Annotated in this window: 19 protein-coding genes; 7 read left to right on the top strand and 12 right to left on the bottom strand. The window is 64.8% G+C overall.

The window, feature by feature from the left end; genetic code table 11:
• Positions 1-203 precede the first annotated feature (203 nt).
• Both tkt and gap read left to right on the top strand, forming a co-directional pair.
• Entirely contained in the window at positions 204-2,285 is a 2,082-nt protein-coding gene (gene tkt, locus ASD75_RS03125) for a transketolase (protein ID WP_056743021.1), read from the top strand.
• Positions 2,286-2,373: 88 nt separating this feature from the next.
• A complete protein-coding gene (gene gap / locus ASD75_RS03120) occupies positions 2,374-3,372 on the top strand; it encodes a type I glyceraldehyde-3-phosphate dehydrogenase (protein WP_056743018.1) in 999 nt (332 codons plus the stop codon).
• A gap of 113 nt (positions 3,373-3,485) precedes the next feature.
• On the opposite strand, the gene ASD75_RS03115 is transcribed toward gap, so the two are convergent.
• Positions 3,486-4,589, bottom strand: coding sequence for a mechanosensitive ion channel family protein (locus tag ASD75_RS03115; RefSeq protein WP_056743016.1), 1,104 nt, complete (start codon positions 4,587-4,589; stop codon positions 3,486-3,488).
• A 374-nt stretch (positions 4,590-4,963) separates the two neighbouring features.
• On the opposite strand from ASD75_RS03115, the gene ASD75_RS03110 reads away from it, so the two are divergent.
• A complete protein-coding gene (locus ASD75_RS03110; RefSeq protein ID WP_056743014.1) occupies positions 4,964-5,341 on the top strand; it encodes a DUF4398 domain-containing protein in 378 nt (125 codons plus the stop codon).
• A 104-nt stretch (positions 5,342-5,445) separates the two neighbouring features.
• Positions 5,446-6,366: an OmpA family protein gene (locus ASD75_RS03105; RefSeq protein WP_056743012.1), complete on the top strand. Its 921-nt coding sequence runs from the start codon at positions 5,446-5,448 to the stop codon at positions 6,364-6,366.
• A 79-nt stretch (positions 6,367-6,445) separates the two neighbouring features.
• On the opposite strand, the gene ASD75_RS03100 is transcribed toward ASD75_RS03105, so the two are convergent.
• From ASD75_RS03100 to ASD75_RS03090, 3 genes are all read right to left on the bottom strand, one after another.
• Complete coding sequence (locus ASD75_RS03100) at positions 6,446-7,465, bottom strand: aldo/keto reductase (protein WP_056743010.1); 1,020 nt, start codon at positions 7,463-7,465, stop codon at positions 6,446-6,448.
• Positions 7,466-7,523: 58 nt separating this feature from the next.
• Positions 7,524-8,132: a YdeI family protein gene (locus ASD75_RS03095; RefSeq protein ID WP_056743009.1), complete on the bottom strand. Its 609-nt coding sequence runs from the start codon at positions 8,130-8,132 to the stop codon at positions 7,524-7,526.
• A gap of 62 nt (positions 8,133-8,194) precedes the next feature.
• Entirely contained in the window at positions 8,195-8,992 is a 798-nt protein-coding gene (locus ASD75_RS03090) for a sigma-70 family RNA polymerase sigma factor (protein ID WP_369817441.1), read from the bottom strand.
• A gap of 361 nt (positions 8,993-9,353) precedes the next feature.
• On the opposite strand from ASD75_RS03090, the gene ASD75_RS03085 reads away from it, so the two are divergent.
• Complete coding sequence (locus ASD75_RS03085) at positions 9,354-9,977, top strand: hypothetical protein (RefSeq protein WP_056743006.1); 624 nt, start codon at positions 9,354-9,356, stop codon at positions 9,975-9,977.
• Positions 9,978-10,119: 142 nt separating this feature from the next.
• Here the strand turns inward: ASD75_RS03085 and ASD75_RS03080 are convergent, their stop codons facing one another.
• Positions 10,120-10,503 carry a hypothetical protein gene (locus ASD75_RS03080; RefSeq protein WP_156400933.1) on the bottom strand — a complete coding sequence of 128 codons (384 nt, stop codon included), beginning with the start codon at positions 10,501-10,503 and terminating at the stop codon, positions 10,120-10,122.
• Between the two features lie 235 nt (positions 10,504-10,738).
• On the opposite strand from ASD75_RS03080, the gene ASD75_RS03075 reads away from it, so the two are divergent.
• Together ASD75_RS03075 and ASD75_RS03070 are read left to right on the top strand one after the other, a co-directional pair.
• Entirely contained in the window at positions 10,739-12,058 is a 1,320-nt protein-coding gene (locus tag ASD75_RS03075) for a flavin-dependent oxidoreductase (RefSeq protein WP_056743002.1), read from the top strand.
• 134 nt (positions 12,059-12,192) lie between these two features.
• On the top strand, positions 12,193-12,798 hold the full coding sequence (locus tag ASD75_RS03070; protein WP_056743000.1) for an ATP-dependent Clp protease proteolytic subunit: 606 nt from the start codon (positions 12,193-12,195) through the stop codon (positions 12,796-12,798).
• Positions 12,799-12,876: 78 nt separating this feature from the next.
• Here ASD75_RS03070 and ASD75_RS03065 read toward each other — a convergent pair whose 3' ends face one another.
• From ASD75_RS03065 to ASD75_RS03035, 7 genes are all read right to left on the bottom strand, one after another.
• A complete protein-coding gene (locus tag ASD75_RS03065; protein ID WP_056742998.1) occupies positions 12,877-13,830 on the bottom strand; it encodes a Gfo/Idh/MocA family oxidoreductase in 954 nt (317 codons plus the stop codon).
• 24 nt (positions 13,831-13,854) lie between these two features.
• A complete protein-coding gene (locus ASD75_RS03060) occupies positions 13,855-14,721 on the bottom strand; it encodes a class III extradiol dioxygenase subunit beta (RefSeq protein ID WP_056742996.1) in 867 nt (288 codons plus the stop codon).
• Positions 14,722-14,723: 2 nt separating this feature from the next.
• A complete protein-coding gene (ligA, locus tag ASD75_RS03055) occupies positions 14,724-15,164 on the bottom strand; it encodes a protocatechuate 4,5-dioxygenase subunit alpha (protein WP_056067994.1) in 441 nt (146 codons plus the stop codon).
• Between the two features lie 4 nt (positions 15,165-15,168).
• Positions 15,169-16,098 (bottom strand): amidohydrolase family protein, encoded by a 930-nt coding sequence (locus tag ASD75_RS03050; RefSeq protein ID WP_056742994.1) that lies wholly within the window; start codon positions 16,096-16,098, stop codon positions 15,169-15,171.
• 33 nt (positions 16,099-16,131) lie between these two features.
• The gene (locus tag ASD75_RS03045) at positions 16,132-17,136 is read right to left on the bottom strand and encodes a tripartite tricarboxylate transporter substrate binding protein (RefSeq protein WP_056742992.1); all 1,005 of its coding nucleotides are present in this window, start codon (positions 17,134-17,136) and stop codon (positions 16,132-16,134) included.
• Positions 17,137-17,223: 87 nt separating this feature from the next.
• Positions 17,224-17,907, bottom strand: a complete 684-nt coding sequence (gene ligK / locus ASD75_RS03040) for a 4-carboxy-4-hydroxy-2-oxoadipate aldolase/oxaloacetate decarboxylase (protein ID WP_056742989.1) — start codon at positions 17,905-17,907, stop codon at positions 17,224-17,226.
• Position 17,908: 1 nt separating this feature from the next.
• A complete protein-coding gene (locus tag ASD75_RS03035) occupies positions 17,909-18,943 on the bottom strand; it encodes an amidohydrolase family protein (RefSeq protein ID WP_056742987.1) in 1,035 nt (344 codons plus the stop codon).
• Positions 18,944-18,946 lie beyond the last annotated feature (3 nt).

Genomic DNA, 18,946 nt, shown 5'->3' with positions numbered 1-18,946 from the left:
CTGTAGCCAGCGTCAACCCCGCAGCCATGAAGTGCGGTGGGCGACGCCACATCTGGCGCACCATGCCCCCAAACCCAGGGGCGGCGTACAGCATTCCAGAAGCCACCTTGGAGCAGCCCGGGCGAAGACACGCTGGGTGAGTGCAGCGCGCCCCGGTAAAATACCGGGTTTCCCCTGCACCACCCCTCTTGAACCCTCCCCCCATGGCCAACACCCAGCAATCCCAACAGATGGCAAATGCGATCCGCGCATTGGCCATGGACGCCGTTCAACAAGCCAACTCCGGCCACCCCGGCGCCCCCATGGGCATGGCCGACATGGCCGTGGCACTGTGGAGCCGCCACCTCAAGCACAACCCCACCAACCCCCAGTGGTTTGACCGCGACCGGTTTGTGCTGTCCAACGGCCACGGCTCGATGCTGCTGTACGCATTGCTGCACCTCACCGGCTATGACCTGCCCATCGGCGAGCTGAAGAACTTCCGCCAGCTGCACAGCAAGACCGCCGGCCACCCCGAAGTGGGCATCACCCCCGGCGTCGAGACCACCACCGGCCCGCTGGGCCAGGGCATCACCAATGCCGTGGGCTTTGCGCTGGCTGAAAAGCTGCTGGCCGCCGAGTTCAACCGCGAAGGCCACGCCGTGGTGGACCACCACACCTACGCCTTCCTGGGCGACGGCTGCCTGATGGAAGGCATCAGCCACGAAGCCGTGTCCCTGGCCGGCGCCTGGAAGCTCAACAAGCTGATCGCCCTGTACGACGACAACGGCATCAGCATCGACGGCCAGGTTGCTCCCTGGTTTGCCGACAACACCCCCCTGCGTTTTGTGGCCAGCGGCTGGAACGTGATCGGGCCCATCGACGGCCACGACGCCGACAAGGTGGCCGCAGCCATCGTCGAAGCCAAGAAGCAGACCGAGCGCCCCACGCTCATCGTGTGCAAGACACACATCGGCAAGGGCAGCCCCAACCGCGTGAACACCGCCAAGGCCCACGGCGAGCCTCTGGGCGCCGAAGAAATCACGCTCACGCGCGAAGCCCTGGGCTGGACCAGCGAGCCCTTCGTGATCCCCGAAGACGTGTACGCCGGCTGGGACGCCAAGGCCGCTGGCGCTGCCGCTGAAGCCACCTGGAACGAACGGTTTGCCGCCTACAGCAAGGCTTTCCCCGAGCTGGCTGCCGAATACTCCCGCCGCATGCAGGGCGACCTGCCCGCCAACTTTGCGCAAGTGGCCGTGGACACCGTGGTGGCAGCGCACACCAAGGGCGAGACTGTGGCCAGCCGCAAGGCCAGCCAGCTGGCGCTGGAAGCCTTCACCGCCGCACTGCCCGAACTGCTGGGCGGCAGCGCCGACTTGACAGGCTCCAACCTCACCAACACCAAGAGCACACCCAATCTGCGCTTTGACATGCAGGGCAACGTGGTGCAGACCGCGCTCGAAAACGGCCAAAAAATCGGTGGCCGCCACATCAACTACGGCGTGCGCGAATTCGGCATGGCCGCCATCATGAACGGCGTGGCGCTGCACGGTGGCTTCATCCCCTATGGCGGCACCTTCCTCACGTTCAGCGACTACAGCCGCAACGCCATCCGCATGGCTGCGCTGATGAAGCAACGCGTGATCCACGTGTTCACGCACGACTCCATCGGTCTGGGCGAAGACGGCCCCACGCACCAGTCCATCGAGCACGTGGCCAGCCTGCGCCTGATTCCCAACCTGGATGTCTGGCGCCCCGCCGACACGGCAGAAACCGCCGTGGCGTGGAGCGTGGCCCTGTCCAACCGCAACAAGCCCACCGTGCTGGCCCTGTCGCGCCAGAACCTGCCCTATGCGCCCAAGCGCGACCTGGGCGACATCTCGCGCGGCGCCTACGTGCTGAGCGAGCCTGCCGACGTGGGCATCAAGAAGAAGCCCGTGGCCGTGATCATTGCCACCGGCTCTGAAGTGCAGCTGGCCCTCAAAGCCCAGCGCCTGCTGGCCGACAAGAAGATCGGCGTGCGCGTGGTCTCCATGCCCAGCACGACCACCTTCGACCGCGAAGATGCCAAGTACAAGAGCAGTGTGCTGCCTGCGGGCGTGCCGCGCGTGGCCGTGGAAATGGGCGTGACCGACGGCTGGTGGAAGTACGGCTGCGCCGCCGTGGTGGGCATCGACACCTACGGTGAATCGGCCCCCGCGCCTGTGCTGTTCAAGCATTTCGGATTCACCGAAGAGAACGTGGCCGACGCAGTGCTGGTGGCCATCGGCGCGGCCCGCCTGAAGCCCGCCAAGAAGGCCCGGTAAAACGCCCTTTGCCCGCTGCGCACCGCTGCCAGCGGGCGCGCGGCGGCCCATTCATGATTTCGACTTTGCAACTTTGAAGAGGCTCCCTATGACGATCAAGATTGGTATCAACGGCTTCGGCCGCATCGGCCGCAACGTGCTGCGCTCGGCCATCCAGAACTTCAGCGACATCGAAGTCGTGGGCATCAACGACCTGCTGGAGCCTGAGTACCTGGCGTACATGCTGCAGTACGACTCGGTGCACGGCCGCTTCAAGGGCACCGTGGCGATCGAGGGCAACACCCTGATCGTCAATGGCAAGAAGATCCGCCTCACGCAAGAGCGCGACCCCGCCAACCTGAAGTGGAACGAAGTCGGCGCCGACGTGGTGATCGAATCCACCGGCCTGTTCCTGGACAAGGTCACCGCGCAGAAGCACCTGGACGCTGGCGCCAAAAAGGTCATCCTGTCGGCTCCGTCGAAAGACGACACCCCCATGTTCGTGTTCGGCGTGAACCACGACACCTACGCAGGCCAGGCCATCATCTCCAACGCATCGTGCACCACCAACTGCCTGGCCCCCGTGGCCAAGGTGCTGAACGACAAGTGGGGCATCAAGCGCGGCCTGATGACCACCGTGCACGCCGCCACCGCCACGCAAAAGACCGTGGATGGCCCCTCGAACAAGGACTGGCGCGGCGGCCGAGGCATTCTGGAAAACATCATCCCCTCCAGCACCGGTGCTGCCAAGGCCGTGGGCGTGGTGATTCCTGCCCTGAACAAGAAGCTGACCGGCATGTCCTTCCGCGTGCCCACCTCCGACGTGTCGGTGGTGGACCTGACGGTGGAACTGGACAAGGCCGCCACCTACGAAGAAATCAAGGCCGAAATGAAGGCCCAGTCCGAAGGCGCCCTGAAGGGCGTGCTGGGTTACACCGAAGACAAGGTGGTGGCCACCGACTTCCGTGGTGACACCCGCACCTCGATCTTTGACGCCGACGCTGGCATCGCGCTGGATGGCACCTTCGTCAAGGTCGTGAGCTGGTACGACAACGAATGGGGCTACTCGAACAAGTGCCTGGAAATGGTGCGCGTGGTCGCCAAGTAAGCTTTTTTGAGAAGTTGAAAAAGCGCTAGAGGTAACTACCCTGTTCAAGCCGGCCGCCTGCAAAGGCTGCCGGCTTTTTTTTCGTCTGCGCGTTTGTGGTGGCTTGCCCCGCCTCAGAGCATGGCCGCGGCAGGTGCCTGCGGCGGCGCGCTGGCAATGTGCACCGTGCGGGTAGGAAACGCAAATTCCACCCCCATGGCTTTGAACTCGCGCAGCAGCCCCAGGTTGATGGACTGCTGCAGGTCCATGTAGAGGTTGTAGGCCGGGTCTTCGACGATATAGACCACCTCATAGTCCAGCGAGTTGGTGCCCAGCGCCTTGAAATGTGCACGGTCAAAGCGCAGCTCCGGGTGCGCCTCGATAAGCTTGCGCACAACGCCTGGAATGGCCTCGGCCTGCTCGGGGGTGGTGCCATAGGCTACGCCAAAGGTGAACACGATGCGCCGCCGCTCCAGCATGCGGAAGTTGCTGATGGTCTGTTTGAGCAGGTCGGTGTTGGACATCACGATCTGCTCGCCCTGCAGACTGCGGATGCGGGTGGTCTTGAGACCAATCACCTGCACGGTGCCCGACACATTGCCCACCACGATGAAGTCGCCCACCTCGAAAGGCTTGTCCACCGCAATCGCCAGCGATGCGAACAGGTCGCCCAAAATGTTCTGTACCGCCAACGCCACGGCAATACCGCCCACCCCCAGGCTGGCGATGAAGGCCGTGATGTTCACACCCACGTTGGACAAGATGGCCAGCAGCACCACGCTCCACAGCAGCGTGCGCAGCCCCCACGACATCAGCGTGGCCGAGGCGCTGACCTGCGTCATGCCGCTGGACGAGTGCCGCTCCACATAGCGGCGTACGCCAATGCCAATCGCGCGCATGCCCCACAGGCCCATCTGCAGCGCCACGGCCACAAACCATAGCTGGCTCAGGCGGCTCTCCCAGCGGCCCGGCAGGTCGAGCAGGCTTGCGCCCACCAGCAGTGCCACCACCAGCATCAGCGTGCGGCTCGTGCCTTCCAGCACGTCCACCAGGGTCAGCGCCATGCCACTGTGCGACTGCGTGGCCCACACCTTGGCGCGCCGGGTCAGCAGGTGCAGCACCACGAGGATGGCTGCGTAGGTGGCCAAAGCCGCCGCCAGGGCCACACACAGGCTCCATAGCGGCACGCCCGCAAAGGTGGTCTCCTGGACCCAGGCAAAAAAGGTGGATGGCGGCATGCAGTAACTCTCCTCTTCGTTGTGTTGCGGTGATGGAGCAGGCGTGCGCAGCGCCCGCGCAGAGGCCACGGCCATGGGAGGTGGCGTACGGGTGAAGGGCACCCGCAACAACACGCTGCGTGCGCGTGCTGTCATTGATCGAGACCTGGGGGAGATGAGAGTTCCCGAACGCAACAAGCCACTCTCTTTCACGCAAATGGTGGGCACCTTGTTTGCAAGTGTTCGTAAGACATGCCCCACAGCAATACAGAGGCAGGGCCTACGCCTGCTTGCCGGGCGGGCCCCAACAATGCATCAACACCAGAACCCCCTGGTGGCCCGCCCGATACGTCGGCACGGCCTACCCAACCACCTCCAGAGGAGTCCACCACACCATGCATTCATCCGCATTGATCCGTACCGCCACCGCGGCACTCGCACTGGGCGCACTGGCCGCCTGTTCTTCCACCCCGGCGCCCACCGAACAGATGGCGGTCACCCGCACCACCGTCAACCGCGTGGCGGCTGCTCCAGCTGTGGCCGCCAGCGCCCCCGTGCAGCTGCAGCAAGCACGCGAGAAGCTGATGCAGGCCGAAAAAGCGATGGCAGAAAAGGACTATGTGGCAGCACGCCGCCTGGCCGCTGAGGCCGAGGTAGATGCCCGTGTCGCTGAAACCCGCGCAGACGCGGCCAGCAATGCCGCCAACCTCGCCCAAGTGCAAGACGGTATCCGCGCACTGCAAGAAGAAATCAACCGCCGATCGCCCCGCTGAGCCAGCGCCAACCATGGGGCCACCGCGCCCCCTGGCTTCGCCTCAGGCACCACACCGTTGAGGCCCCCGCGATTGCCCCACCCCATTTCAAGGAACACCTGACCATGCACCGCTTTTTTCATCGCAACACCGCCCTGTGCACCAGCCTGATTGCCGTTGGCCTGCTGGCCGCGTGCGCAAGCACCACGCCATCGCCGGCACTGGAAGAGGCCCGCACCGCAGTGGGCACCGCGGCCGGAGACCCCACTGTGAACCAGTACGCGCAGCTCGAACTGAAGCAGGCCACCGATGCGCTCGCCCAGGCCGACCGCGTGTGGGCCGACGACCACGATACATCCGAGACCAACCACCTGGCGTACATCGCCCGCCAACGCGCTGAGATCGCCACCAACGCAGCCCGCGCACGCCAGCTCGATGCCAACATCAAACAGGCAGGCAGCGAAGCCGACCGCATCCGTCTGCAGGCCCGCACCCAAGAGGCTGACGCGGCCCGCCTGCGCGCCCAGCAAGCCCAGCAGCAGGCGATGAGCGCCGAGCAACGCGCCGCACAACAGCAGGCGCAAGCCACCGCTGCCATGGCCCAGGCCAATACGGCACAAGACCGCGTGCGCGCACTCGAAGCGCAATTGCGCGAACTCGAAGCCCAGCAGACCGAACGCGGCTTACTGGTGACCCTGGGCGATGTGCTGTTTGCCTTCAACAAGGCCGAGCTCTCGGCCCAGGCCGGCCCGCGCCTGGACAAGCTGGCGAACTTTCTCAAACAGTTCCCGGACCGCAAGCTGTTGATCGAGGGCTACACCGACAGCGTGGGTGGCGACAGCTACAACCAGGACCTGTCAGACCGCCGCGCGCAGGCCGTGCGCGATGCGTTGGTGCAGCGCGGCGTGGACAGCAGCCGCATCGCCGCACGCGGCTACGGCAAGGCCCACCCGGTGGCTGACAACGCGTCGCCCGAAGGCCGCGCCATGAACCGCCGTGTGGAGATCGTGATTGCCGATGACAAGGGCAATTTGCGAGGCCGTTGAGGCTCCACAAAAAGCCCCACCGTCAAGCCGTATCGAAACTGCAGTGAACCTGCACTGAAGCCCACAAAGACCGCGCCGCCTACGCTGCGCGGTCTTCAAACGTTTCGGTATCGACTTCGCTCGCGGCTTGTGCGTTGTAGCGGTGGCCCACGACCGTGCGCTCGTTGATCAGCGCATCCAGCCGCGCCATGGTGGCGGCGTCCAGCCGCACGTTGGCAGCACCCAGGTCGTCCTGCAAATGCTCCACACTGGTGGTGCCTGGGATGGGAATGATGTGCTCCGCCTTGTGCAGCAGCCACGCGAGCGCCAGCTGGGCGGGGGTGCAACCCACATCGTGCGCAATGGCTTGGTAGCCATCGAGCAGCTTCAGATTGGCGGCATAGGCGTCGGGCGCAAAACGGGGCATGGCGCGGCGGATATCCTTGGCATCCAGCGTGCTCACATCGCGCAGATCGCCACACAGAAAGCCACGGGCCACGGGGCTGAACGCCACAAAGGAGGCGCCCAGTTCTCGGCAGGCGTCCAGCACAGCAATCTCGGGGTTGCGCGTCCAGAGCGAATACTCGGTCTGCACCGCAGCAATGGGGTGCACCGCGTGCGCCTTGCGCAGCGTGGCGGCCGACACCTCCGACAGGCCGATGCTGCGGATCTTGCCCGCGCGCACCAGGTCGGCCAGTGCGCCCATGCTGTCTTCAATGGGCACCGTCTTGTCCCAGCGGTGCAGGTAGTACAGGTCGATCACGTCGGTCTGCAGGCGGCGCAGGCTGTCTTCGCAGGTGTGGCGCAGCGTGGTGGGGCGGCCGTCGATCACGCGCACCAGCTTGCCGTCGCCATTCACATCCACGCCCTGCATGCCGCATTTGCTGGCCAGGGTGAAACGGCTGCGGTGCTGCTTCAGCACACGGCCCACCAGGGTTTCGTTGGCGCCAAAGCCGTACAGCGTGGCGGTGTCAAACAGCGTCACGCCCGCATCCAGCGCGGCCAGCAGCACGCGTTCGCCCTGCTCGGCAGACACCGGGGCGCCATAGGCGTGCGACAGGTTCATGCAGCCCAGGCCGATGGCCGAGACGGAGAAAGGTCCAAGGTTTCTTTGTTGCATGCCGCGAGCTTACGGCAAGCGCGGCAACCCACCGGGTGGCTCGGGCTTGGAGGCTGGGCTAAGCCTTTGCAACGGGTGGCCGCTTCGCCCACAGCTCAATGCGCTCGCCCGCAGCACAGGCGGCCACCAGCTGCGCAAACCGCGCCTCCCGGGTCGCGTCACGTTTGGCGGATGTGACCCAGTGCAGCATCACCTTGCGGTAGCTGGGCGGTGTGGACTCCTGAAAGTACCGCCACGCGGCCTTGTTGCGCTGGAACGTGCGTTGCAGCGCCACCGGCAACTCGGCCACCCCCGCCTGCTCGTGCGAGTAGATGGCCGACTTGTCTGCCTTGCGGTGCGCGAAGGCGGCCAGCCCCGCAGGCATCATGCGGCCTGCCGCCTGCAGCTGCTCCACCTTGGCGATGTTGACCGCACTCCAGATCGACGACGGCTTGCGCGGCGTGAAGCGGATCGAATACGTGTGCTCGTCAATACGCCGCCGAATGCCATCGATCCACCCAAAGCACAGCGCTTCGTCCACCGACTCCGGCCAGCCCATGCTGGGGCGGCCCGAGCCCACCTTGTGAAAACCCACCAGCAGCTCCGTCGCGCTGGCGGCGTGGCGCTCCAGCCAATCGCGGAACGCCTGCGGGGTGGCAAAGAAGGTGGGCGCGGGCTGCTGGATCATGGTGCTGCAAACGTCCTTCCGTCTTGCCTTCTTCCTACCAGTTGCAGCTGCAGGTGCGCGGGTCAGGCCACCACGGCGTCATGCACTTGCTCGGCGTGTGGTCCCAGCGGCACCACGCACAGCGTCACACCATCAAGCGTGAGCACCAGCCCCAACTGCCCGCCTACCTGCACCACCCCACCCACCGTGGCGCTTGCGTGCTGGGCACGCGGTGGCACAAGCTGCATCGCCTGGGCTGCGGCATGCACCGCCCCCGCGCTGACGGGCGGCTGGCGCAGCAGCGCCCACAGTGTCTGTGGGTCTCGCGATTGCAGCGACTGCAGATACAGGCGCAGCGCTGCTGCGGTGGCGCCCTTGGGCTCATCGCTGGATTCGTCGCCCTCCTGCGCCTGCCGCAGCCGCTGCAAGGCGCGGCGCAGTTGCTGGCGGCTGGCTGCTTCAGACCGACCGCTGGCCTGCGCCAGCTCGGCATGGCTGGCGTCGAACACCGCATGCAACAGCACCGCAGCGCCCTCCGCGGGCGTCACACACTCTGCCAGTCGCCGCAGCGCCAGCGTGGCCTGCTGCGCAAGAGCAGCATCGGCTTCCGCAGAGGGAGCGACCGCGCCAGCGACATCGGCGTGCGCGCTCTGCACGGCTTCAGCCAGCCATTGCGCCATCCACTGGCGCCGCCGCAAACGGTCGATGGCCAGATTGCGCACCACTGTCAGCAGCCAGGCCTGGGCAGCATTGAGCGCAGGGGCATTGACCTCCAGCGCGCGCACATAGGCGTCCTGCACCGCGTCTTCAGCATCGGCCGGGCCTAGAAGGCGCGTGGCGGCGCGCACCAAGGCACTGCGGCTGGCACCTACGAGCGCCACGGTGTGTTCGTCTTTTCGCATCGGAGCATGGTGCCACAGCCTGACTGGACGCGCACCAGGGCAAAAGATGGAGGCCCAATGCAGAGCGAGCACGCCTCGACCTCGCCACGGGATGCAGAGCTCGCGCAAAGCCGCCTCGTCCCAAACGAACTTTTCGGTCGGCAAACGATTGGCATCGGTTCCATGGAGGCCACGCCATGAGGGTGATCAACACTTTCTTCAGGCATAGCGCAGGCTATAGTGCACCTCGCTGCGGCTCCGTCGGGTGCGCTCTCCGTGCCGGAACCATAGCCCTTACTACCTCCACCGCTCCAGTTGTCGCCGGGGCAAACAACGCCCCTTCTACCCGTTGACTGCCACAATGACGAACGTTCTTAGCGAAAAGAAGCGGGCTTCACTGGCTGCGCTGTACCACGACATGCCCATCGAGGAGCTGGAACGCCGAATCGCCGAAGGTCAACTTGCGGCACCAACGATGGCCATCGCACGGGAGGTTTTGCACAGCAGGCTGGAGCATGGTGACTCGATGCCAGAGTCGGCCAGCACCACACAGCGCGGTGGCAACCAGGGCTCGGTTGTGGGAACGGCGATGGTGCAGGTGCTAGTGGCGTGTTTGAGCTGGGTGGTCCTCCCTGGACACTTGGCCGCACTGGTCACGATGGTGGCAGTTTGCTGGGTAGTGGTCGGTCTGGGCAAGGCGTTACCTCGTGTGGGGCTGGCCGTGGGAGTTGTCTTTGCCCTGGCGCCCCTGGGTCTGTTGCTATGGGCCTGGCGTACCGGGGCGCTGGTGATGCGGGGCGGTGACTACAAACCCCTGGAGGCCTTACTGACGTGGGTGGGGTTAGTCATCGCGTTCGGGCTGTTTTGGTCACTCGCCAGCTTGCTCATCTTCGGCTCTCGCCACAAGGGCTCGTGGCGTGACTTGCACGACAAGCTTGAGAAGATGAGCGATGAACAGAGAGAAGCCATCACCAGGCGACGCTGAGGGGCTTGGAAACGCCGCCTGTACGTCCGATCCTGCGGCAGGAGACCTGACGTGGAGCGGCATTTGCGCCCGAGTGAATGTATTGCGGTTCTTTGAAGCAGGCGGCTGCTCAGGGCCCATTCCGGACGTCAGTCGATAGTGATCAGTACCAGCTTGCTTGGTTAACTGCCACTTCTTTGAATAGCACCCAAGGACAATTGACTGCAAAGGCCCTCAGCATTTGTTTCGCTTCGCTGCGAGATGTGTCCTTCACGTCATCGGCCCGAATCAATGCCGCTTGCAGCGCGTGATTCCACTCACTCTCGTTGCCTCTAAGGCCAACCACGAGAGCGACTATCTCTCGCGGCGTAGCGCGCTCTGGAATTGAGTAATCTGCAACGTGGTTGCGAACAAACTCCGCCAAGTCGCTCACGTAATCCGTGCCAGCCCAGGCGAGCAACTCGCCCTCCGACAACGCTGCAAGTTGATGGAACCATTCGACTTGATCATCTCGTGAGATAGGCAGGCCTGTACCGCGCTGATTCATGTGATGCTTCTAAGAGGATGGTTGAACGAAAGCTCTCGGCCGATAGTACTCACTCCAATGTCCCCAGCAGTTGCAATGCAGCCTAACCCTCTGGTCTGGGAACAACCTAGGTACCTACGCCTGACAAGGCTGGCTGAACGGGCACAACCCGCCGCAAAAAGCCACCCGCTATTCCCCCGATTCGCCTGCGGCGTCCGCGACAAGCTCCACCCGCCGTTCCATGGACAATCTCGGCATGTCTGGCGCACCTACTCTTACTTCACACCCTTCCTCGCCCCGCCCCGTCCTGATCGCTGGCGGCGGCATCGGTGGCATGGCCACTGCCCTGACCCTGCACCAGATCGGCGTGCCCTGCATCGTCTTTGAAACGGTGCCCGAGCTGCAGCCGCTGGGCGTGGGCATCAACCTGCAGCCCAACGCCGTACGAGAACTGCACGACCTGGGGTTTGGCAACGAGGTGCTGGACACGATCGGCCTGCAGGCGCGCGAATGGGCGCTGGTGGGTCGCAACGGCAACGAGGTGTACGCCGAGCCACGCGGGCTGGAGGCGGGCTACCACTGGCCCCAGTATTCGGTGCACCGGGGGCAGCTGCAGATGATGCTGTTCAACGCCGTGCGAGAGCGCCTGGGAACCGACGCAGTGCAGCTGGGGCAGCGGGTGGTGGGCTACCGGCAGGATGCGAACGGCGTCATCGCAATCGTCGAGACACGCGATGGCGAGAAGCGGGAGGTGGCAGGCTCGCTGCTGATTGCCGCCGATGGCCTGCACTCGGCCGTGCGGGCGCAGATGCACCCCACGCAGCCGCCCATCCAGTGGGGCGGCGCCATCATGTGGCGCGGCACCACGCCGGGGGTGCCGGTGCGCACGGGCGCGTCGTTTGTGGGCGTGGGCTCGCTGCGGCACCGTGTGGTGTTCTACCCCATCACCCCGCCCGACCCGGCCACAGGCCTGGCCACCATCAACTGGATCGCCGAGATCACGGTCGACAACCAGGGCGGCTGGCAGCAGGGCGACTGGAACCGGCGCGTGGCACTGGAGGAGTTCATCCACCACTTCGAGGGCTGGAACTACAGCTGGCTGGACGTGCCTGCCATGCTGCGCGGCGCCAAGGACATTTTTGAGTACCCCATGATCGACCGCGACCCCGTGCCCATCTGGGTAGACGGCCGCGTGGCGCTGCTGGGCGACGCGGCGCATGTGATGTACCCCGTGGGCTCCAACGGTGCCAGCCAGGCCATCGTGGATGCGCGCGTGCTGGGGGCGCAGCTCATCGCGCACGGTGTGGGTCCGCAGGCGCTGCGTGCCTATGACGACAAGCTGTGCAAGGACATCTCTGCGTTGGTGCTGCGCAACCGGGGCTCCGGCCCGTTTGGTCTGCTGGGGCTGGTGGACGAGCGCTGCGGCGGGGTGTTCGACCACATTGACGACGTGCTGCCACGTGAGGAGCGCGAGGGCTTCATGGCCCGCTACAAGGCGGCGGCGGGCTTTGCGATCGAGACGCTGAATGCGGCGCCGCCCACCATTGCGCCGGGGCAACGCGTGGCCGCAGGCTGAACAGTCCAAAGGGTGCAATGCGGGCCAGTGGGTCCACCATGCAGCGCTGGCCTGAATATGCTAGCGCAGAGAAATGTCACGCCCGGCGTCTCTCGTTCGTCAAGGCAGTCCTATCACTCGCAAGGACTTGCCCCATGGACACGCCAGATACCACCACACCCGCTTCAGCCCCCACCCAAGGCGCCGAACCGCGCACGTCTTACCTGGAAGAAAAAGCCTTCAAGGCCCGCACCCTGCTGGTCTTTGGCACCATCACCGACACCCTGGCCGCCGATGTGGCGCGGCGGCTGATTGCGCTGGATGCCGAGAGCGCCGAGCCCATCGACATGCTGGTGAGCTCGCCCGGCGGGCACCTGGAGTCGGGCGACACGATCCATGACCTGGTGCGCTTCATCACTGCGCCGGTGAACATGATTGGCACCGGCTGGGTGGGCAGCGCGGCCACGCACCTGTACCTGGCGGCGCCACGCGAGCGGCGGTTCTGCCTGCCCAACACGCGCTTTCTGATCCACCAGCCCAGCGGTGGCGCCGGCGGCCCAGCCAGTGACATCGCCATCCAGGCGCGCGAGATGGTGAAAGCGCGTGAGCGGATTGCAGCCACCATCGCTCGGCAGACCGGCAAGCCGCTGGAGGTGGTGCTGGCAGACATCGAGCGCGACCGCTGGCTGTCGGCCGAAGAGGCCGTGGACTACGGCTTGGTCTCACGCATCATCGAGCACAAGGCGGCATTGAAGGGGTGATGCCAGACACCCCTAACTATCAAATGCATAGCCGCTGGCGATTGATACAAAAGCGCCAGCAGCCAATTGGACTTGCAATCAGCCTGCGTTGAGCTGCAGCTCCAGGTCGTGCAGCACCTGGTAGCACGGCAGCACCTGGGCCACGCTGGCGTTGGGCTCGCGGCCTTCTTTGATGGCGGCGAAGAACTCGCGGTCCTGCAGCTCGATGCCGTTCATCGACACGTCCACCTTCGACACATCGATCTTCTCTTCCTTGCCGTTCACCAGGTCATCGTAGCGGGCAATGTAGGTAGCCGTGTCGCCGATGTAGCGGAAGAAAGTGCCCAGCGGGCCGTCGTTGTTGAACGAGAGCGACAGCGTGCAGATGGCACCGTTGGCGGCCTTGAGCTGGATGCTCATGTCCATCGCAATGCCCAGCGTGGGGTGGATAGGGCCCTGGATGGCATTGGCCTTCACGATGGGGCTGCCGGCCTGGTAGGCGAACAGGTCCACCGTGTGGGCAGCGTGGTGCCACAGCAGGTGGTCCGTCCAGCTGCGGGCCTGGCCCAGCGCGTTCATGTTGGTGCGGCGGAAGAAGTAGGTCTGCACATCCATCTGCTGGATGTTGAACTCGCCTGCCGTGATCTTCTTGTGCACGTACTGGTGGCTGGGGTTGAAGCGGCGGGTGTGGCCACACATGGCCACCAGGCCGGTCTGCTTTTGCAGGGCGATGACCTTCTCGCCATCGGCCAGCACGTCGCACAGCGGGATCTCGACCTGCACGTGCTTGCCCGCTTCCAGGCAGGCGAGGGTTTGGCTGGCGTGCATCTGCGTGGGCGTGCACAGGATCACGGCGTCCACTTCCTTGATGGCCAGGCTGTCGGCCAGGTCGGTGGTGACGTGCTTGATGCCGTACTTGTCGGCCACTTCCTGGGTCTTGGCTAAGTCGCGGCTGATGAGGGAGACCACTTCAACGCCGTCAATGTTCTTGATGCCGTCCAGGTGCTTGATGCCGAAGGCGCCAGCGCCTGCGAGTGCGACTTTGATGGTCATGGTGTGTGTCCTTTGGCGTGTTTTTTAGGTGTTCTCAAGAATCAGGTGGCCCACGGCGGTGTTGGACGCGGGCACATGGTAGAAGCGGTGCGCCAGCTTGGGTGGCTTGCCACCGGCCACATCGGCCATGGCGCCGCGGGCGATGAGCCACATCACGAGTTCAATGCCTTCGCTGCCGGCTTCGCGTACATAGTCGATGTGCGGGATGCTGGCGGCGGCCTCGGGGTCGTTGATGAGCTTGTCGAGGAAGGCGTTGTCGAACTCCTTGTTGATGAGGCCGGCACGCGGGCCCTGCAGCTGGTGGCTCATGCCGCCCGTGCCCCAGATGTGCACGTTCAGGTCTTCGTCGTAGCTCTCCACCGCCTTGCGGATGGCCTGGCCCAGGTTGTAGCAGCGGCGGCCGCTGGGCACGGGGTACTGCACCACGTTGACGGCGAACGGGATCACCGGGCAGGGCCAGGCTCCCGTCTTGGGGTCTTGCTCGCCGCACATCAGCGACAGCGGCACAGTGAGGCCGTGGTCCACATCCATCTTGTTGACGATGGTGAGGTCAAAGTCCTGCTGGATGACCGACTGCGCAATGTGCGCGGCCAGGTCCGGGTGGCCCTGCACCACAGGCACGGGGCGGGGACCCCAGCCCTCGTCGGCAGGCTGGAACTGCGCGGCCGTGCCGATGGCGAACGTGGGAATCATCTCCAGGCTGAAGGCCGTGGCGTGGTCGTTGTAGACCAGGAAGATCACGTCGGGCTTGTTGTCCTTCATCCATTGCTTGGAGAAGTCGTAGCCCGCGAACAGCGGCTTCCAGTAGTCTTCCTGCGTCTTGCCCAGGTCCAGCGCAGCGCCAATGGCAGGCACGTGCGACGTGAACACGGAGGCGGTGATCTTGGCCATGGTCAGTTTCCTTTCTTGCCGGCAGCGCCTTGTGGCTGGCGGTGTGCCTGTGCGTCGCCGTCTTCGCCGATCACGCGGTTGCCATTGGCCGAGCGGCCGCCGCTGATCATCATGTTGCGGTATTCCTCTTCGGTCATGCCAGTCATGCTGCCCGCCATCTGCTGGAAGCTCTTGCCATCGGTGGCGCCGATCTTGGCCAAAAAGTAGATGTTGCCGCCCAGGCGGATGCACCAGTTCAGGTCGCGTGCCAGCACAGCTTGCTTCTGCTCTTCGGTCATCGCCCATTCATCGAGGTAGGCGCGTTCGTTGGCCTTGAAACGCTCGCGGTTGCCGGCCTTCATCAGGCTCATGCAGAACTGGTTGAGCCAGTAGCCCTTGCGGCTTTGCTCGGCGTCGAAGATGGTCGTGCCGGGCACGTCCAGGTAGGGTTTGTCGAGTGGCATGGCATCAGCCTTTCTTTGTCACTTCTTCAGGCCAGTAGAGGCGCATGGGGTTATCCACCAGCAGCTTGTGCTGCAGCTCGGCCGTGGGGGCGATGTGCGGAATGAAGTCCACCAGCAGGCCGTCGTCGGGCATGTGGTCCTTGAGGTTGGGGTGCGGCCAGTCGGTGCCCCAGAGCACGCGGTCGGGGAACTCTGCGACCACCTTGCGGGCGAACGGGATCACGTCGGTGTAGGCATTTTGCTCGCCGTTCAGGGCCTTGGGGCCAGTCACGGAGAGGCGCTCGGGGCAGCTCACCTTGCTCCACACATTGGGGTGTTGGCGCATGAACTTCAGGAACAGCTCAAACTCCGGTCCGTCCACCGGCTTGTTCACATCGGGGCGGCCCATGTGGTCCACCACCACGGTGGTGGGCAGTGCGGTGAAGAAGTCCCACAGCTCGGGAAGGTCCACGGCCTCGAAGTAGATCACCACGTGCCAGCCGAGCTTGGCGATGCGCGCGGCAATCTCCATCAGCTCGTCCTTGGGCGTGAAATCCACCAGGCGCTTGACGAAGTTGAAGCGCACGCCGCGCACACCGGCCGCGTGCATGGCCTGCAGTTCTTCATCGCTGACCGAGCGCTTGACGGTGGCCACGCCACGCGCCTTGCCGCCCGAGTGCACCAGCGCATCGACCATGGCGCGGTTGTCCGCACCGTGGCAGGTGGCCTGCACCACCACGTTGCGCGCAAAGCCCAGGTGGTCGCGCAGCGCGTACAGCTGGTGTTTGCTGGCGTCGCAGGGCGTGTACTTGCGCTCGGGCGCGTAGGGGAACTCGGCCCCGGGGCCGAACACGTGGCAGTGCGCGTCCACAGCGCCTGCGGGCACCTGGAAGCGGGGTTTGCTGGGGCCGGCGTACCAGTCCAGCCAGCCGGGGGTCTTGGTGAATTCGCTCATGGGCGTGGGTCCTTGGTTGCTGGGTGGGGCAGGTCAGTCGAGGGACACGTTGGCCTTCTTGATCACGTCGCCAAAACGCTGGCTCTCGTCCTTGACGAACTGGGCGAACTGCGCGCGAGTTGTGGGGAAGGGCTCGTAGCCAAAGCTCTTGAACTTCTCCTGCACATCGGCGCCGGACAGGGCCTGCTCGATGTCCTTGCGGATCTTGTCGGTCACGGCAGCGGGCAGGCCGGGCGGCACGGCGATGGCGTTCCAGCCCGTCACCTCAAAGCCCTTGGGGCCACCCGATTCGCCCACGGTGGGCACATCCGGAAAGCTGGCCAGGCGCTGCGGCGCGGTGACGGCCAGAAAGCGCAGCTTGCCCGCACGTTGCAGCGGCCCGGCCGTGGCGGCGCTGCCCAGCGCAAACGACAGCTCGCCGGTGGAGACCGAGGTGTAGAGCTGCGTGGTCTCTTTGTAGAGCACGTGCTCCATCTGCGTGCCGGTGGCGCTTTCAAACAGCTCGGAGCCCAGGTGCACCGGGTTGCCGATGGACCAGGAGCCGTAGTTGAGCTTGCCGGGGTTGGCCTTGGCGTCGGCCACGATGTCGCCCACGGTTTTGTATTTGCTGTTGGCGGCCACGGTGAAGAAGAAATAGGTCTTGAACAGCGGCAGCAGCGTGTCGAAGTCTTTGGCCGTGTCGTACGGCAGCTTCTTGAACAGGCTGGGGTATGCGGCCAGGTGTACGTTGTCGAGCACGATCAGGTCATGCCCGTCCTTGGCGCCGCGCTTGAACGCATCGATGGCGATGAAGCCGTTGCCACCGGGGCGGTTCTCGACCACCACGGGCTGGCCCCAGCTCTTGGACAACTTGTCGGCCACCAGGCGGGCCACGCCGTCCGGGCCACCGCCCACGGGGAAGGGCGTGATGATGCGCACGGGCTTGGACGGAAACGCCTGCGCCGAGGCGAACTGGGGCACACAGCCCAGGGCTGTGGCCAGGCCCACGGCCAGGCCCACACGGCGGGAGAGAGAAACGGGAGACACGGAACAACGCATGGAAAGAAGAAGCTGTTTGCTATTAATTACATAGCTGCAAGCGCATGATTGACTATCGCTTGCAGCCCAAAAGACTGAAAAAGCCGCTCAATCGATGTACTTGAGGCCCGCCTTCTCCAGGCCGGGGCGCATGTTGTACATGTCCAGGCCCAGCACGCCGCTGGCGAGCTTGGCGCGCTTCTCGCCCTCAAAGCTCTCGCGCTTTTGCGCGGCGGCCAGCGTCTCGGCCGCGCGGGCGGCGGGCACACACACCACACCGTCGTCGTCGGCCACGACCACGTCGCCCGGCGTGACCAGTGCACCGGCGCACACCACGGGGATGTTGACCGAGCCCAGCGTGGCCTTGATGGTGCCCTTGCTGCTGATGGCCTTGCTCCACACGGGGAAGTTCATCTCCTGCAGCGTCTTCACGTCGCGCACACCGGCGTCGATGATGAGCGCGCGCGCGCCCCGGGCCTGGAAGCTGGTGGCCAGCAGGTCGCCAAAGTAGCCGTCGGTGCACTCCGAGGTGACGGCCGCCACCACGATGTCGCCGGGCTGGATCTGCTCGGCCGCCACATGCATCATCCAGTTGTCGCCAGGCTGCAGCAGCACGGTGACGGCCGTGCCGCTGACCTGCTGGCCGCCGTAGATGGGGCGCATGTAAGGCTTGAGCAGGCCCACGCGGCCCATGGCCTCGTGCACGGTGGCCGAGCCGAGGGCAGCCAGGCCGTCAGCGGCTGCGCGGTCAGCGCGGGTGATGTTGCGGTAGACAACGCCAAGTTCAAACATGTCAGAGCCCCTTTGCCTTCAGGCGTGAATCGAGTCGGGAGAACACGCGGCGCGTGTTGGCTTCGTAGATCTGGTGCTTGTCGTCGGCACTCAGGATCGTGGACGCCTCGATGTAGCGCTTGGTGTCGTCGTAGTAGTTGCCGGTGGTGGGGTCAATGCCCCGCACCGCGCCGATCATTTCGCTGGCAAACAGCACGTTCTTCACCGGGATCACGGTGTTCAGCAGGTCGATGCCGGGCTGGTGGTACACGCAGGTGTCGAAGTACACGTTGTTCATCAGGTGCTCGTCGAGCAGCGGCTTCTTCATCTCCTGGGCCAGCCCACGGAAGCGGCCCCAGTGGTAGGGCACCGCGCCGCCGCCGTGCGGGATCAGGAACTTGAGCGTGGGGAAGTCCTTGAACAGGTCGCCCTGGATCAGCTGCATGAAGGCCGTGGTGTCGGCGTTCAGGTAGTGCGCGCCGGTGGTGTGAAAGCACGCGTTGCAGCTGGTGCTCACGTGGATCATGGCGGGCAGGTCGTACTCCACCATCTTTTCGTAGATGGGGTACCAGTGCTTGTCGGTCAGCGGGGGGCTGGTCCAGTGGCCGCCGGAAGGGTCAGGGTTCAGGTTGATGCCCACGGCGCCGTATTCGTGCACGCACTTTTCCAGCTCGGGAATGCAGGTCGCAGGATCGACACCGGGGCTTTGCGGCAGCATGGCCACGGGCACAAAGTGGTCGGGGAACAGCGTGGAGACCCGATAGCACAGCTCGTTGCAGATGGCGGCCCAGGTGCTGGACACATTGAAGTCGCCGATGTGGTGGGCCATGAAGCTGGCGCGCGGGCTGAACAGCGTGATGTCGCTGCCGCGCTCTTTCATCAGCTTGAGCTGGTTGGTCTCGATGGACTCGCGCAGCTCGTCGTCGCTGATGTGCAGGTCCGCCACTTTGGGCATGGCTGCGGGGTCCTTGATGCCGGCGATCTGCGCATTGCGCCAGTTCTCCAGCGCCTTGGGCGCCGTGGTGTAGTGGCCGTGGCAGTCGATGATGAGGCTCATTTT

This window comes from Acidovorax sp. Root568, from assembly GCF_001427445.1.
GTDB classification, from domain to species: domain Bacteria; phylum Pseudomonadota; class Gammaproteobacteria; order Burkholderiales; family Burkholderiaceae_C; genus Acidovorax; species Acidovorax delafieldii.
Note: the sequence above shows the minus strand (reverse complement) of the source record. Positions and strands in the feature narration are given on the sequence as shown.